Here is a 17,201-nt window from a genome sequence, read left to right as displayed (position 1 = left end):
TTTTTTAGTAGGCCCCAATAAAAATGGGGCCTTTAACTTTTATAATTTAAAAATCCCTAGTTTCCTATATTTTCGATATTACTAATGCCTAACCCTACTTTTCACTCTTATACCTATCTTCGAGAGGGTGACCCTTCATGCGTTCAAAATGCCACATACAAATAAAAGACCATGCGAATTACAAATGAAGAAATGCAGGATGTACTTTACAAACTGTTCTTAAAGTATCAATTTTCAAAGGATAAGGCCCAATCCATGGCCAAAGTATATACAGACAACACCCTGTTTGGGGTAAATTCACATGGCATCAACCGTGTCCCCTCCTTTATTGATTTTGTGGAAAAAGGTTTGGTGAAAATTAATGCTGAAGCTGAAAAAGTACAGGCGTTTGGCACCATTGAAAGATGGGACGGCAATCTTGGACCTGGTATTGTCAATGCCAAAAAATGTACGGACAGAGCTATAGAATTGGCAAAACTCCACGGAATGGGAATGGTTGCCCTGCGCAACACCAATCACTGGATGCGGGGTGGTGCCTATGGGTGGCAAGCAGCAGAAGCAGGCTGCATAGCCATCCTTTTTACAAATACAAAACCAAACATGCCCCCCTGGGGTGGAAATGATAGCCGGATAGGAAACAATCCGTTCATTGTGGCAATACCCAGGGCAGAGGGCCACGTCGTCTTGGATATGGCAATTTCCCAATTTTCGTTCGGGAAAATCAATGAATATAGACTTAAAGGTGAAAAACTACCTTATCCCGGGGGTTGGGACCAAAACAACGAATTATCTAAAGATCCCGAAAAAATATTGCAGAAGGAACGTGGACTGCCCATAGGATATTGGAAAGGGTCAGGTCTCTCCATGGTCTTGGATATGCTGGCCACCTTATTGGCGGCGGGGGATTCCACCTATAAAATTGGTCAAAAAGAACATGAAACAGCTGTTTCGCAAGTTTTTCTCTGTATTTATCCCGAAGTATTTGGCAATAAGGGCCTACAAGAAAGACTTCTCAATGAAATCATTGATTATGTCCATGACGTGGAACCCATGCATCCAAAGGACAAAACCTATTATCCAGGAGAACGTGCTTTACGGACCAGGGCCATAAATTTGGAAAAGGGAATTCCAGTCAATGGAGAGGTTTGGGCAAAAGTATTGGAACTATTAAATTCAAAACGCTGAAATTACCACTATAAGCCCTAATTCAGTACATAGTAATTTGAAATAATAGCCTTGTAAATAGATGCATCCTACACGTCAAGTAAGCTGGTCCATTTAATGACAATAAGGGAAACAAATACATATCTTTTTGTTTAGATTCTGACAACTATGGAATTATTTTCATTCCTATACCATTGTTCAACCCGTATTATTGGTACATCTCAATTGGTTATTTTCTTAGCATATGACGCTAACCGATTCATAAATAAGAAAAGTCTATAAATGTCAGGAAAGATGGACATTGACAGAAAAACCAATAAAAAACTGCTCTCAAATAAAAGCACTTTAAATCATTAAAAAGTGTTCAATTTTTTAATTTGAATTAAATTTAAGGATGAGCCAATATAAATTGGGATTATTCATCATTTTGTACAAACCCATACTGGTATATCCCATCATATTTAACTTTTATTATTATATTAGCGTAATCGATTACACAAATATGACAAATTCAGAATTTAGATACGCTTCCCATCCCGAAGATGCCCAGAGGTATGGGACAGAAGAATTAAGAAAGCACTTTTTAATTGAAAGTCTTTTTATTAAAGATCAAATCCAGTTAACATACTCAATGTATGATAGATACATTGTTGGCGGAGCAATGCCATCGACCAAAAAAATAACTTTGGAAACAATACCCTATCTTAAGTCAGAGCATTTTCTGGACAGGAGAGAGTTGGGGATAATTAATGTAGGCGGCAAAGGTGCCGTGACTGTGGATGGTACTACGTTCGACTTAGACAAAAAAGAGGCTTTGTACGTGGGTAAGGGTTGTAAGGAAGTGGTATTTTCCGCTTTAGGGAATGAACAGCCTTTATTTTACCTTAACTCTGCCCCTGCCCACAAGGAATTTCCCGTTAAAAAAATTGGATTAAAGGACGCGGAGGTAATTCAATTAGGTGATACAAAATACGCCAACAAGCGTGTTCTGAACAAATTGATAGTCAATAGCCTTGTAGAAACCTGTCAGCTTCAAATGGGTATTACCGAATTGGTTGAAGGCAATGTTTGGAATACCATGCCTGCACATACGCACGAACGTAGAATGGAAGCTTACTTCTACTTTGATTTAGAGGCGGGACAAACCGTTTGCCACTTTATGGGCCAGCCTCAAAATACCCGACACATCTTTATGCAAAACAATCAAGCTGTACTCTCCCCCGAATGGTCAATCCACTCAGGAGCAGGAACCGCAAATTATTCCTTTATTTGGGGAATGGCGGGTGAGAACTTGGATTATAGCGATATGGATGTTTGTCCTCCTAACGAACTTAAATAGTACCATGAACTTATTTGATTTAAAAGGCAAGAGGGCCCTCATTACAGGGGGTACACATGGTCTGGGAATGGCAATGGCCGAAGGCCTTGCAACGGCAGGTGCTGAGTTGGTCATTACCAGTACCACTCCATCAAAACTAGAAAGTGCATTGGCATACTATAAAGATAAAGGGTTTAAAGCCTCCGGATATATTTTTGATGTTACTGATGAAGCTTTGGCCGAGAAAAAAGTAGAGGAAATTGTTTCCACCGAGGGAAATATCGATATTTTGGTGAACAATGCAGGAATCATAAAAAGAGAGCTTGCACTGAGCATGCCCATTTCAGATTTTAGAAGGGTTATTGATGTGGACTTGGTAGGTCCTTTTATTATGTCGCAACTATTGGCAAACCGAATGGTCAAAAATGGAGGCGGAAAAATCATAAACATTTGTTCCATGATGAGTGAATTGGGTCGAAATAGTGTATCGGCCTATGCGGCCGCCAAGGGAGGCTTAAAAATGTTGACCCGTAACTTAGCCACGGAATGGGCCAAACACAACATTCAAGTGAACGGTATTGGACCAGGCTATTTTGCCACCTCCCAAACAGCACCGATTCGTGTGGATGGAAATCCTTTCAACGAATTTATAATTGGTAGAACCCCTTCCGGCCGTTGGGGAAACCCAGAAGATTTGGCAGGAACCGTAGTTTTTTTAGCTTCTAAAGCCAGTGACTTTGTAAATGGTCAGATTGTTTATGTAGATGGAGGTATTCTTGCCACCATTGGAAAACCATCAAACGAAGCCTAATCCAATGCAACAAATTATGAAAGAGACTCCGTTTATTAACGACGATTTTTTGTTGGAAAATGAGTATGCCAAAAAACTCTACCACAATTATGCCAGCAAGCAGCCTATTATAGATTATCACTGCCATTTATCCCCTGAATTCATAGCAACGGATAAGGTATTTAAAAACCTTACGGAAGCATGGATCAATGGGGATCATTACAAATGGAGGGCAATGCGAACGCTGGGAGTTGATGAAAAATATATAACAGGGAACGCCCCCGATGAGGAAAAATTTATACAATGGGCCAAAGTTGTACCGTATACCGTACGAAACCCACTGTACCATTGGACGCATCTAGAATTAAGCCGATATTTTGGTATAGACGAATTGTTGAATGAAAAAAATGCCGCAACCATCTACCGTGAGGCTAGCCAAAAACTGAACACCTCAGCATACAGTTGCCAAAATTTGTTGTCAAAAATGAAGGTTGAAACGGTATGTACCACCGAGGATCCCGTTGACACCTTGGAACATCATAAGGCGTTGACAAACAGTGATTTCAAGGCAAAAGTCAGCACCTCCTTTAGACCGGATAAAGCCATATTGATAGACGAACCAAATTACCTGGACTACATAGATAAGCTAAGTAATGCGGTTGACTTTGAAATAAACACCTATACTGATCTATGCGATGCCCTAAAAAATCGGATTGAATTTTTTAACAGCAATGGCTGTAAGCTAAGCGACCATGGTTTAAACCATATTTTTTATGCCGATTTCACCGAAAATGAAATCCATTCCATCTTTAAAAAGAAAAAAGAAGGGAAGGAACTATCTCCAGCCGAAGCATTAAAGTTTAAAAGTGCACTCCTGCTTTTCTTGGCCGAAACTTATCATGAATTCGGATGGGTGCAGCAATTTCATTTAGGGGCCCTTAGGAACAACAATACAAGAATGCTTTCAAAACTGGGGCCCGATACGGGTTGGGATTCCATTGGAGACTATTCCCAAGCAGAAAATCTTTCAAAATTCCTTAATTCCTTGGATTCCAGAAACAAATTGTCCAAAACTATCATTTATAACCTTAATCCCGCCGATAACGAAATCATGGCAGCCATGATAGGCAATTTTAATGATGGTAGTGTAAAAGGCAAGGTGCAGTATGGTTCCTCGTGGTGGTTTTTGGATCAAAAAGATGGTATTATCAAACAATTGAATGCTCTTTCCAACATAGGTGTTGTTAGCTGTTTTATTGGTATGCTAACAGATTCGCGAAGCTTTTTATCCTATCCAAGACACGAATATTTTAGACGCGTACTCTGTAATCTATTTGGAGATGAAATGCACCGTGGAGAATTGCCAAAAGATATGGAATTGATGGGCAAGGTGGTTTCCGACATAAGTTATAATAATGCCAAAGAATATTTCAATTTTTAATTAAACTACTGAAAATAAAAATGAAAAAAGTGGTCACCTTTGGGGAAATCATGCTACGATTGGCACCCTCAGGATTTTTAAGGTTTTCGCAAGCAAACAGTTTTGATGTGATATATGGAGGAGGAGAATCCAATGTGGCAGTTTCCTTGGCCAATTATGGATTGCCCGTAGAATTTGTAACCCGATTACCCAAGAATGATATCGGCGAATGCGCCCTTATGGAAATGCGAAAAAGAAATGTTGGAACCAACCATATTGCTTATGGCGGAGACCGATTAGGCATTTATTTTTTGGAGACCGGGGCGGTGAGCAGAGGAAGTAAGGTAGTCTATGACAGGGCTCATTCCGCTATGGCAGAAATAGGGCCAGGAATGATAGATTGGAAATCCGTTTTTAAAGATGCCCATTGGTTCCACTGGACAGGAATTACTCCGGCAATTTCCCAAAGTGCTGCAGATGCCTGTATAGAAGCAGTGAAAGTTGCAAGTGACATGGGAATTACCATTTCTACCGATTTAAACTACCGCGCAAAGCTTTGGAAGTATTGTGATGATGCAAAACGTGAAGAAATCATGACAGAACTTACTTCATACTGTGATATTGTTTTGGGGAATGAAGAAGATGCCCATAAACACTTTGGCATTCACCCAGAAGACATAGATGTTCATAAAGACGGTCATGATGTTTCTGCCGAAGCTTTTATGTCTGTTTGCACACAGATGATGAAAAAATTCCCAAGGGCAAAAAAAGTAATTACTACCTTAAGGGGTTCCATCAGTGCTTCGCACAACACATGGGCCGGAGTTATGTACAATGGCAAGGAAATGGTGAAATCAACTACCTACCAAATTACCCATATTGTTGATCGGGTTGGAGGCGGTGATAGCTTTATGGGAGGACTGATCTATGGCTTAAATGCGTACAAAGATGATGACCAAAAAGCCTTGGATTTTGCCGTAGCTGCATCTTGTTTAAAGCATACCATATACGGCGATGCCAATTTGGCCACAGTAAGCGAAGTTGAAAAATTAATGAGTGGCGACGCATCAGGAAGAGTCGCTAGATAATTAGCAAAGAAAATGAGGTTTTCAAGGATTGAAGTCGTTCAAGTGATGGAAAAAACAGGGCTGGTGCCACTGTTTTACCATCAGGATATAGACATTGCAAAAAATGTAGTGAAAGCATGTTATGATGGTGGAGCAAGACTCTTGGAATTTACCCATCGAGGCCTGTTTGCACAAGAAGTTTTTAATGAACTAAGCAAATATTGTGCTGTTAATTGCCCTGATATGATTCTAGGTGTGGGTTCTGTCACGGATGCTGCCACGGCATCCCACTATATGAATATTGGGGCCAGCTTTGTTGTCACCCCTGTCTTTCGAGAAGATATAGCCATTGTTTGTAATAGAAAAAAAATACTATGGTCTCCCGGTTGTGGATCGCTAACAGAAATCGCCAAGGCAGAAGAATATGGCTGTGAGGTCGTAAAACTTTTTCCTGGTGATGTTTATGGCCCAGGATTTATTAAAGCGGCCAAAGCACCCCAACCTTGGACCAAGATAATGCCAACTGGCGGTGTAGATACTTCCGAAGAAAATTTAAAGGCATGGTTTGATGCTGGTGCTACATGCGTGGGTATGGGATCAAAACTTATCACCAAGGAAATTGTTGCCGATAAAAATTATAACTTGTTGGAGAATAAGGTGAAAGAAGTTATGACTATTATCAATAGTATACGAAAATGAATAAAATAGCTGTCATTGTAATAACACTCCTTTGCCTCTCTTGTGGTAAAGAAGAAGGCTCAAAAACCTTGAAACTGGCACATGGTCTGGATGTGAACCATTCGGTACACAAGGCCATGGTATTGTTAGGCGAGGATTTAGTTGAAAGATCGGGAGGAAAGCTGAAGCTAGAGATTTATCCTAGTCAGCAGCTAGGCTCGGAAAGACAATGTGTGGAACTTTTACAGGTAGGAAGTTTGGATATGACCAAAGTTTCCGTTGGCGTGCTTGAAAATTTTTCCCCAAAATTAAAAGTCTTTGGGCTGCCCTATTTATTTAGGGATAGGGAACATTCATTTCGGGTATTGGACGGCCCAATAGGCAAAGAATTACTGACCGAGAGCGAAAAATATCTATTGAAAGGAATTGCCTATTATGATGCAGGTAGTAGAAGTTTTTACACAAAATCCAAGCCAGTACATACACCCCAAGATCTAGAGGGCATGAAAATAAGGGTCATGGAAAGCATTACGGCCATGGATATGGTAAAAAGTTTCGGGGGGGCAGCAACACCCATCTCATGGGGCGAACTGTATACTTCATTACAACAAGGTGTTGTAGATGGCGCCGAAAACAACCCACCAAGTTTTTATTTATCACGGCACTATGAAGTTTGCAAGTATTATTCGTTGGATGAACACACTGCCCTACCAGATGTGTTGATCATAGGAACAAAAACATGGGATCGGTTAACTGAGCAAGAACAGGAGTGGCTGCGGGCATCAGCGGACAAATCGGTCAAAATACAACGAAAACTTTGGATGGAATCCGAAAAAGAAGCCTTGGAAGCAGTTCAAAAAGAAGGTGTTGAGATTATAACACCCGATAAAACTTTATTTTCAGATATGGTTGGAGAACTGTATGAATCCTACAAAGAGAATCCAGAAATGTATTCGCTTATCGACCGAATTCAAAATACGAAGTAAAATTTATGAAACTAAGGCAAAAGATTGATGCTATTTTAGGAAAGGTATTGATGGTCATTATGGGAGTAATGGTGATCAACGTCCTTTGGCAGGTATTTTCAAGGTATCTCGTAGGCATACCAAGTTCATTTACAGATGAGCTTGCCCGATATTTAATGATATGGCTGGGAATAATTGGCGCTGCCTATGTTTCGGGTAGAAAAATGCATGTCGCCATTGATATTCTCCCTTCAAGATTGAGCAAAAAAAGTCAAAAGAAATTTTCAATAGTGGCCAATGCCATCATCATTCTGTTTTGCCTTACCGGTATGGTAATCGGTGGCTTTCGATTGGTTCACATGACCTATACGTTGGAGCAATACTCACCATCGTTACAAATTCCTTTGGCGTTGGTGTACATAGTAATTCCCATAAGTGGTCTTATCATAATATTTTATAAAGTTCTGGATATTTTAAACTTGACAAAAGATGATTGAATATATTCCTGTTTTAATCCTAGTATTGAGTTTTATCACCTTACTCTTAATAAAGGTGCCCGTTGCGTGGAGTATAGCAATTTCATCTTTATTGACGATGATGGCGAGTATTCCAACTTTATACGCGTTTACTACGGTAGCCCAAAGAATTGGAACCGGGTTGGACAGCTTTGCCTTACTGGCCATACCCTTTTTTGTGCTCTCCGGCCAGTTGATGAACAAGGGAGGAATTGCACATAGGCTCATTGCATTTGCAAAGACCATAGTTGGTTCATTACCAGGTGGACTGGCCCATATAAACGTAATTGCAGCTATGTTGATGGGAGCCATCGCAGGATCTGCAATGGCATCGGCTTCCGCCATGGGGAGTATTTTGGGTCCAGAAATGGAGAAAGAAGGATATTCAAAGGAATTTGGAGCTGCAATTAACATTACATCCGCAACTACAGGCTTGGTGATTCCTCCAAGTAATATTTTGATCGTATACTCTTTGGCTAGTGGAGGTGTTTCCATTGCCGCTTTGTTTTTAGCAGGATATATCCCTGGAATATTAACCGGCCTATTGCTAATGACCGTTGCCTATTTTTGGGCCAAAAAGAAAAAATACAAAATTGGAGAACGAAGTACTTTAAAAGAGGTTTTCAAGACTTTTATTGATGCACTACCAAGTCTTTTCTTATTGGTTGTTGTCATAGGCGGAATCATCACAGGTATATTTACCGCAACCGAAGCATCGGCCATAGCCGTACTTTATACACTGATTTTAGGCTTTTGGTACAAAGAAATTTCAGTAAATGATTTGCCTAAAATATTGTTGGATTCTTCCGCTACCACTGCTATAGTAATGCTGTTGATAGCAGCTTCAATGAGTATGTCTTGGGTCATGTCTTTTGAAAATATTCCACAAGACATCAGCACAGGCTTAATAAGCATTACTGAGAACAAAATTGCTATATTATTGATTATCAATTTAATTTTATTGTTCGTCGGTATTTTTATGGATATGACTCCCGCAGTCTTGATTTTCACCCCCATTTTTTTACCAATTGTAACGGAATTAGGGATTGATCCAATTCACTTTGGAATCATAATGGTCTTGAATCTATGCGTTGGGTTGTGTACGCCACCGGTCGGATCGGTATTATTTGTAGGTGTGGGAATAGCGAACACCACAATTGAAAAAGTTGTAAGGCCATTGATTCCTTTGTTTTTGGTCATGATCTTAGCCTTATTTCTGGTCACTTATTTCCCTCAATTAAGCCTATGGTTGCCTAAGGTTTTTGGGGTTTAATTTTCAAATAAAACATTTTTGCCTACTGTGAAAAAATTACAGAGAAATAGCATTGGTATCACTGATGAGCTACCTATTAAAGTTGTTCAATTTGGAGAAGGTAATTTTCTCCGCGCTTTTGTTGATTATGCGTTTCAGGAGTTGAATAAAAAAGCAAATTACAAAGGTGCAATTGCAGTTGTTCAACCCATAGAACATGGTTTGGTGGATATGCTAAACAGTCAAGACGGCTTGTATACCCTTTTCATGAATGGAATAGAAAAGGGAAAGAAAATCCAGGAAAAAGAATTGGTCTCAAATATTGCCTTTGGAATAAACCCTTATACAGATTATCGGGCTTATTTGAATCTGGCCAAAGAAGAAAACTTGGAATTTGTTATATCCAATACCACAGAGGCCGGTATCGTCTATGTGGCATCAGACAACATGAATTCCCAGCCCCCCAGTTCGTTTCCTGCAAAGTTGACGGTCTTTTTGTATGAAAGATTCAAGCATTTTAATGGAAGTTCATCAAAAGGATTGACAATCATTCCGTGTGAACTGATAAATTACAATTCGGATAAACTCAAAGAAATTGTCCTCACATACATTGATGATTGGAATTTGGAAAAAGAATTCAAAGAGTGGATTCAAACGAGCAATTCGTTTCACAATACCCTTGTGGATAGAATTGTTCCCGGATATCCAAAAGATGAAATTGAATCCTATAACAGTCAGTTGGAATATGAAGACAAATTGCTGGTAACTGCCGAAGCTTTTTTCCTTTGGGTTATTGAAGGGGATGATGACCTACGCAGAAAATTACCCTTTGACAAAACCAATCTGAATGTAAAGATCGTTGATGATATGCAGCCGTACAGAACGCGTAAGGTTCGCATATTGAACGGGGCACATACCTCTATTTTTGCGTTATCTCTGATGCATGGTAATAAAACTGTGGAGGACACAGTAAACGATGATTTTACAGGAGATTTTGTCCAAAAAATTGTCTTTGATGAAGTCATCGAGACCTTAAGCATGGACAGGGCCGAACTAAATGAATTTGCCTCCGAAGTGTTTGATCGATTTAGGAATCCATTTATTAAACACATGTTGGCAAGCCTGTCTTTAAATGCAATTTCTAAATTTAAGGTGCGGGTATTACCCAGTATCCTTGAGTTTATTTCTGCTAAAAAGCGTATTCCGGTTCACTTAACCTATGCCTTCGCTTGCTTAATAAGATATTACAAAGGGAATTGGAATGGAGAAACAATTGAACTAAAGGACAGTACTGATATCATTGAGTTTTTTACAGATGTGTGGCAGGAAAACAATTATAAACAAGTAGCAGAAAAAGTATTGTCCAACACAGAATTTTGGGGAGAGGATTTGTCCAAAATTGATGGTTTATCAAAATCGGTTTCAGAAGCTATAGAGCTGATAGATCGTTTAGGTGTAGAAGATGGATTCGCTGAGTTTAATAAGTAGTTTCAGTAGCAATGCAAAGCAAGTTAATAAAAGTACATAAGGATGATAATGTCGCGGTAGTCCTGGTCGATTTGCCCGCAGGGAGTACCATTGATTTTGAACAGCAAACCATAGCTATAAAGATGCTGGCCAAGGCAAAGCACAAAATAGCACTTCAGGATTTTAAAGTCGGAGACAAAATCATAATGTATGGCGTACTTGTAGGAGAAGCAAGCGAACCCATTGAAAAAGGAGCCGTTCTTACCACCGAAAATGTTAAACATAAAAGTTCAAAAGTAACCGGTAAAACAAAATCAATTGGTTGGAATCCTCCCAAAATTGACAAGTTCAAAGATCGAACTTTTATGGGCTATCATAGAAAAGATGGTCAAGTAGGTACTGCAAATGTTTGGTTATTTTTTCCTTTGGTCTTTTGTGAAAACAGAAATATTGAAATTTTAAAAGACGTATTCGAAAAGGAATTGCTCCATAAAAAAGTGGATGCACATAGATTGCTTTTACGTTCACTTATCAATACTGGTGATAGCGTATCCGAAATAGAGGACACCCACGAAAATGTATTTGACAACATTGAAGTCAAGTTCATCACCCACCAAGGAGGTTGCGGTGGCATCCGACAAGATTCAGAATCATTGGCCCAGTTATTGGCCGGGTATATCAACAACCCTAATGTTGCAGGCTGCACCGTACTTAGCCTGGGCTGTCAAAACCTTCAGATTCAGATTTTAAAGGATGCCATTGAAAAGGTAAACCCCAAACAGGATAAGCCTGTTCTTATTTATGAGCAACAACAAATGGGAACTGTGGAAGAAATGTTGAATACCATTATCAAAGAGTCTTTTGCGGCCATAAAAGAAGCAAACAATATTCAGCGGAGACCTGCTCCTTTATCAAAATTAAGGATTGGGTTGGAATGTGGGGGCTCTGACGGGTTTTCCGGAATCTCCGCAAATCCAACTTTGGGCCATGTTTCCGATTTGCTGGTAGCACTGGAAGGAACAGCCATTTTATCAGAGTTTCCGGAACTATGCGGTGTGGAGCAAGAATTGGTCAATCGCTGTGAAGAAAATGAAAAGGCCAATAAATTCTTGGAATTGATGCAGGCTTTTGAAAAATCAGTGGTGGATGCAGGTTCTGGCTTTGATATGAATCCATCACCCGGAAATATAAAAGATGGTCTCATCACCGATGCCATGAAATCTGCCGGTGCTGCAAAAAAAGGCGGTACATCTCCCGTAACAGATGTCTTGGATTATGGGGAATATGTGAGCAAATCAGGACTCAACTTGCTGTGCACCCCCGGAAATGATGTGGAAAGTACCACTGCAATGGCCGGCTCAGGCGCTACCATTATCTTGTTTACCACAGGCCTGGGAACACCTACGGGAAACCCGATCGTGCCTGTAGTCAAAGTCTCCTCAAATTCCGAATTGGCAACCAAAATGTCCGACATCATTGATGTTGATACCGGTGCTGTAATTCGAGGCGAAAAAACCATTGAAGAAATGGGCGAAGAACTGTTGGAATATATCATTGAAGTTGCCAGTGGCCGTAAGACAAAAGCCATGCAATTAGACCAGAACGATTTTATTCCTTGGAAAAGAGGTGTTTCCTTGTAAAGTAGGAAATCCTATAATTTTGAGGTTGATTTTCTGATGTGGAGTTTTGGATCCAAAACCACTTTGTTTTGCTTTTTATGGCCTCCTTTTATTTGTTCCAGAAATACCTTAGCTGCTATCTTGCCCATTTCAATTGGAAATTGATCAATAGATGTAATGGAAAGTTCCATAAACTTGGTAAATGGTTCATTACTGAATCCTGATACACAAAAATCCTCGGGAATCCTGACATTTCTCTTTTGAAGTTCTTGAATGGCCCCAAGGGCAACAAAATCACTAGCGGAAAAAATTGCATCCGGCGGGCTGCTCAGTTTCAATAGTTTTGTTACAGCTTCTTTTCCTCCATCAATGCTATTGTTCCTATTGAATTGATAAAAATATTTTTTGTCAAATTCTATATTATTATCATGCAGGGCTTGCTTGTACCCTTCAAACCTATCTTTATATATTTCTATTCTCTGATCTCCACCCAAGTGGGCTATTCGTCTGCACCCCTGATCGATCAAATGTTGTGTTGAAATATACCCCGCCTCATGATCATTGATGGTAACTGAGCCCACCCCCTGCATATCGGCTTTCCGATCTAAAAATATTAAGGGCACATTACTATTTATAACCCGTTTAAGGTGGTCCAGATTGGCCGTGTTGCTTGAAATAGACAAAAATATTCCACCAACATGCGCATCAAGCAATGCATTTATATTATCAATCTCTCGCTTGCCCTCATCATAGGTTTGGCATATGATCACTTGATAACCAAAGGGGTATAATTCTTCTTCCAACCCCCTTATTAAATTTGAAAAAAAGTTTCTGTTTACCCTCGGAACTATAACACCAACACTATTGCTTTTACCATTCCTTAAAGCCAACGCAACTTTATTGGGCTTGTAGTTCATTTTGGCCGCAGTCTCCAAAACTAATTTTCTGGTACTCTCACTAATTCTGGGATTATTGTTTAAAGCTCTTGAAACGGATGCTGCAGTAATGTTGAGCTTCTTCGCAATATCATAGATTGTAACTTTTTTGGACAAAAGATGTTTTTTATAAAACCTCAATTTACATAAAAAAAACCGATATAATGGGCAGAAAAACAGCCCTGTTTCTTATCCGTTTTTGGGGATAAAACATATGATTACTTTAAAGTGATTTTTCGCCGCTTTTTTTTAATATATCAGCAAAAAGCGGTATTTTCTTTTATCAAAAATCAGAGGTTTTCTATTTCCAAAAAATACCTCGGTAAAGTCAAAAATTGATTCATGCCTAAAAGCTCAAATTGGAACCAAATACACTTATTTTGGTGTTTTCTTTTAATTTCCATTTCCTTTCAATGTACTGAGCCAAATCAAAAAATAGCCGTTCACAATGTTTATGATTATGGGGCAAAAGGCGATGGCATTACCAACGATCAAGAGGCGATCCAAAAAGCGATCGATGCCTGCAAAGGAACAAACGGAACTGTTTTGTTCCCTAGCGGAAATTTCCTCACTGGTCAGCTACTGCTCGGCAGTGATATGACCTTGAAAATAGACTCATCGGCAACAATATTGGGAATTCAATCCGATGACGAAATTGCCTATCCACACCATAAAATTGAAACAAAATATCCCAACAGAATGTTGGAAGATTGCCAACGTAGATTGATCTATGGCAATCACGTGCAAAATGTGACCATAACAGGCAAAGGAAAAATTGATGGCCAAGGTGATTACGAACCCTGGATGCACGTAAAAGAATTGGGCACCGAAAAAGATAGGCCGTCTATCTTGGCCTTTGTGGGTTCAAAAAACATCACAATATCTGACATTACCATGGAAGATCCCGCTTGCTGGACCCAGGTATACATCGAGTCAGATAGCATCACGGTTAAAAATATCAAGGTCAATTCCCATAATTTAACCCCAAACCGCGATGGAATTGATATCGTTGATTGCCATAATGTGCTTATTGAAGATTCCATATTTCAGTCCGAAGATGATGCCATTTGCTTTAAAAGTGGCAGCGAATATGGTTGCGAAAATGTCGTTGTCCGCAATTGTGTTTTGGATAAGCTGAACGTAAAAGCCGGAAACTGTTTAAAATGGGGAACGGATGCCTTGGGTAGTTTCAAAAATTTTGATATTTCAGGATTGACCTTAAAAAATGCATTGCAAAATTCAGCAATCGCCATTGAATCCATGGATGGAGCAGTTATTGATAACATCAACATACGCGACTGTGAAATCAGCAATACGGGGCAGGCAATCTTTATACTTCTGGCCGATAGAAAACGAACCGTTCCCGGAAGGAAGCCTAGAATTGGAAGTATTTCAAATATTCACTTTAAAAATATCTCGGGCAAAGGCTTTACGCAACAATATCCATCTATAATAACTGGAATAAATGGACATAACATTCAGAACGTAACCTTTGAGAATTTGGATTTCGTATTAAAAGGCGGGGTAGTGGAAAAAAATCAAGCGGTTATGGAATATGATGGAACGTATCCTGAAGGAAGCAAATTTGGGGATACAAACGCACACGCATTTTTTATTCGCCACACCGATAAAGTGGAATTCATCAACTGCAAAATCACTACCGAACTTCCCGATGCGCGGGATTGGTTGGTTCAAGAAAACGTAACTAATATAATCATCGATTAATCATGCTTAGAAAAAGCTTTACCATTGGTCTATTGCTGCTTCTTTTTACAGGATGCAAAGAGGGCGAAAAAACGAAAATAGACAAAATTGATCGGGAGGCTGTTTTTAATAGACATACCGTACACATCAATGAGGTTGATACATTGAACTCTTTAAGTTTGGGAAATGGCCGTTTTGCCATGACCATGGATGTTACTGGTCTTCAGACATTTCCAGAAGCCTACAAAAAGGGTGTTTCCTTGGGCACACAGTCCGAATGGGGTTGGCACAGTTTTCCTACGGAAAAAAAATATACCATTGAACAAACTCTGGATTCCCTTGAATCTCATGGAAGAAAAGTGCCTTATGCCGTTCAATGGCCCCAAAATTCACCTCAAGGTGAAGCGGCAAATTACCTGCGACAAAATCCACACCGAATTCACTTGGCCAATGTGGGCTGGTACATTGAAAAGGAGGATGGAAGTCACGTAAGCATATCCGATATCAAAGAGATTGATCAACAATTGAATATGTGGAAAGGCGAATTGACCAGCAATTTTCAAGTGGATGGCGTACCTGTTGAAGTGATTTCACTGGTGGACCAAAACAAGGATATTTTAGCCGTACAGGTAAAAAGTAAATTGGTGGAAGAAGGTAGAATAGGCCTTCACATTAAATACCCCTACCCTACCGACCATTTTTTGGACGAGGCGGCCTTTTACGATTCCGATGAGCCCAAAAGACTGGATTACAAAAAACTAGATTCAAAAAACAGTGTAATTGAAAGACGATTGGATAGTACCCAATACTATACCTCAGTCTCATCCTCCCAAGACCTTTTGCCAGAAATTAGTACCGATCATGGTTTTATTATCAAACCTGAAAAGAGTGATGGACAATGGTCTTTTTCTGTTCTGTTTTCAGAATCCGAGCCTATCGCGAGCAATCAGGATTTTACGGTTTTCCAAAATGAAGTCCATACGTATTACGAATCCTTTTGGAACTCCGGAGGAATAATTGACTTTGGAAAAGTTACTGACAAAAGGGCCAAGGAGTTGGAAAGAAGGATGGTGCTATCGCTTTACCTTACCAAAATTAATTGTGGTGGTAGCTCACCACCACAAGAAACAGGCTTAACCTTTAATTCTTGGTACGGAAAACCCCACATGGAAATGATTTGGTGGCATGGTGTACATTATGCACAATGGGGACGAACATCCATTTTAGAGAAACAGCTCGATTGGTATTTCAGGTCAAAAGACATAGCAATGGAAATTGCTAAAAGACAAGGCTTTAAAGGGGTCAGATGGCAAAAAATGACCGACCCCAATGGTGGTGAAACGGCATCTTCCGTTGGGTCATATTTAATATGGCAACAACCCCATATTATTTATTTCTCTGAATTGGTCTACAATGATAACCCCTCAAAAGAGGTACTTGAAAAGTATGCTCCCCTGGTTGAAGAAACAGCAGCCTTTATGGCTGATTTTGCCTGGTACGATGCAACTCTAAACGAATACATTTTGGGGCCGGGGGTCATTGCGGCACAAGAGCGCTTCGACCCAAAAGTCACTTACAACCCCACTTTTGAGCTCGCTTATTGGAAATGGGGATTGGAAAAAGCTCAAAATTGGAGGGAACGACTGGGCAAAGAAAGAAATGCCGAATGGGACCAAGTTTTGAACGGCCTATCTCCATTGCCGCATAAAGATGGTCTTTATCTGGCCGCTGCGAGTGCATTGGATTCCTATTCCACTGAAAAATACATGACGGACCACCCAAGTGTTTTAGGGGCCTACGGAATGCTTCCGGCAATTGGGGAACTGGATAAAGAAATAATGCAAAACACATTTGATAAGGTTTGGAAAGATTGGCATTGGGAAGATACATGGGGATGGGATTTTCCCATGACCGCAATGACCGCGGCCAGATTGGGCCATCCTGAAAAAGCTGTTGACGCCCTATTGATGTCAATTCCAACCAATACCTATCTAAAAAATGGGCACAATTATCAGGATGAAAGGTTGCGCTTATATCTACCTGGAAACGGTGGTTTTTTGTCCGCTTTGGCATTGATGGCTGCAGGATCTGAAGGGGATATTTCGAGCAATATTGGATTCCCAAAAAGTTGGCTCGTTCAGCATGAAGGATTGCAAAAAATGTATTAACCTATATGCCGCTTAAATTCAATGTATTATGAAAATTTCAGGAAAATTCCTGACTACCTGAAGAAAAATGCCAAGCCCTATTTGATATCAAGCGTAAATCAGACAAAAAGCTAATAAAATTATATTTAAAGTAAATCTG

14 protein-coding genes are annotated in these 17,201 nt (G+C 39.9%); 13 read left to right on the top strand and 1 reads right to left on the bottom strand.

Annotated elements, in window-relative coordinates; all coding sequences use genetic code 11:
• Positions 1-171: 171 nt before the first annotated feature.
• The 11 genes from yiaK (at position 172) to J0X14_RS17445 (ending at position 12,276) form a co-directional block, all read left to right on the top strand.
• Positions 172-1,185, top strand: coding sequence for a 3-dehydro-L-gulonate 2-dehydrogenase (gene yiaK / locus J0X14_RS17495; RefSeq protein WP_207099116.1), 1,014 nt, complete (start codon positions 172-174; stop codon positions 1,183-1,185).
• 481 nt (positions 1,186-1,666) lie between these two features.
• The gene (gene kduI, locus J0X14_RS17490) at positions 1,667-2,503 is read left to right on the top strand and encodes a 5-dehydro-4-deoxy-D-glucuronate isomerase (RefSeq protein ID WP_207099115.1); all 837 of its coding nucleotides are present in this window, start codon (positions 1,667-1,669) and stop codon (positions 2,501-2,503) included.
• A gap of 4 nt (positions 2,504-2,507) precedes the next feature.
• On the top strand, positions 2,508-3,293 hold the full coding sequence (locus J0X14_RS17485) for a gluconate 5-dehydrogenase (protein ID WP_207099114.1): 786 nt from the start codon (positions 2,508-2,510) through the stop codon (positions 3,291-3,293).
• A gap of 16 nt (positions 3,294-3,309) precedes the next feature.
• Complete coding sequence (gene uxaC, locus J0X14_RS17480; RefSeq protein ID WP_207099113.1) at positions 3,310-4,713, top strand: glucuronate isomerase; 1,404 nt, start codon at positions 3,310-3,312, stop codon at positions 4,711-4,713.
• Positions 4,714-4,733: 20 nt separating this feature from the next.
• Complete coding sequence (locus J0X14_RS17475) at positions 4,734-5,780, top strand: sugar kinase (protein ID WP_207099112.1); 1,047 nt, start codon at positions 4,734-4,736, stop codon at positions 5,778-5,780.
• A 45-nt stretch (positions 5,781-5,825) separates the two neighbouring features.
• A complete protein-coding gene (locus tag J0X14_RS17470; RefSeq protein WP_242528084.1) occupies positions 5,826-6,458 on the top strand; it encodes a bifunctional 4-hydroxy-2-oxoglutarate aldolase/2-dehydro-3-deoxy-phosphogluconate aldolase in 633 nt (210 codons plus the stop codon).
• Positions 6,455-7,423 carry a TRAP transporter substrate-binding protein gene (locus tag J0X14_RS17465; protein ID WP_207099110.1) on the top strand — a complete coding sequence of 323 codons (969 nt, stop codon included), beginning with the start codon at positions 6,455-6,457 and terminating at the stop codon, positions 7,421-7,423. The genes J0X14_RS17470 and J0X14_RS17465 overlap by 4 nt, the downstream gene beginning before the upstream one ends.
• 5 nt (positions 7,424-7,428) lie before the next feature.
• Positions 7,429-7,899, top strand: a complete 471-nt coding sequence (locus tag J0X14_RS17460) for a TRAP transporter small permease (protein ID WP_207099109.1) — start codon at positions 7,429-7,431, stop codon at positions 7,897-7,899.
• On the top strand, positions 7,895-9,190 hold the full coding sequence (locus tag J0X14_RS17455) for a TRAP transporter large permease (protein WP_207099141.1): 1,296 nt from the start codon (positions 7,895-7,897) through the stop codon (positions 9,188-9,190). The genes J0X14_RS17460 and J0X14_RS17455 overlap by 5 nt, the downstream gene beginning before the upstream one ends.
• Before the next feature lie 27 nt (positions 9,191-9,217).
• Positions 9,218-10,657, top strand: a complete 1,440-nt coding sequence (locus J0X14_RS17450; RefSeq protein WP_207099108.1) for a tagaturonate reductase — start codon at positions 9,218-9,220, stop codon at positions 10,655-10,657.
• An 11-nt stretch (positions 10,658-10,668) separates the two neighbouring features.
• Positions 10,669-12,276, top strand: coding sequence for a UxaA family hydrolase (locus J0X14_RS17445; protein WP_207099107.1), 1,608 nt, complete (start codon positions 10,669-10,671; stop codon positions 12,274-12,276).
• 11 nt (positions 12,277-12,287) lie between these two features.
• On the opposite strand, the gene J0X14_RS17440 is transcribed toward J0X14_RS17445, so the two are convergent.
• Positions 12,288-13,307: a LacI family DNA-binding transcriptional regulator gene (locus J0X14_RS17440; protein WP_207099106.1), complete on the bottom strand. Its 1,020-nt coding sequence runs from the start codon at positions 13,305-13,307 to the stop codon at positions 12,288-12,290.
• A 225-nt stretch (positions 13,308-13,532) separates the two neighbouring features.
• Here J0X14_RS17440 and J0X14_RS17435 point away from each other — a divergent pair, with 225 nt between their 5' ends.
• On the top strand, positions 13,533-14,915 hold the full coding sequence (locus J0X14_RS17435) for a glycoside hydrolase family 28 protein (protein WP_207099105.1): 1,383 nt from the start codon (positions 13,533-13,535) through the stop codon (positions 14,913-14,915).
• Between the two features lie 2 nt (positions 14,916-14,917).
• The gene (locus tag J0X14_RS17430; RefSeq protein WP_207099104.1) at positions 14,918-17,062 is read left to right on the top strand and encodes a hypothetical protein; all 2,145 of its coding nucleotides are present in this window, start codon (positions 14,918-14,920) and stop codon (positions 17,060-17,062) included.
• Positions 17,063-17,201: the final 139 nt, after the last annotated feature.

This window comes from Allomuricauda sp. CAU 1633, from assembly GCF_017313225.1.
GTDB lineage: Bacteria > Bacteroidota > Bacteroidia > Flavobacteriales > Flavobacteriaceae > Flagellimonas.
This window is presented reverse-complemented; position numbering and strand designations above follow the sequence as displayed.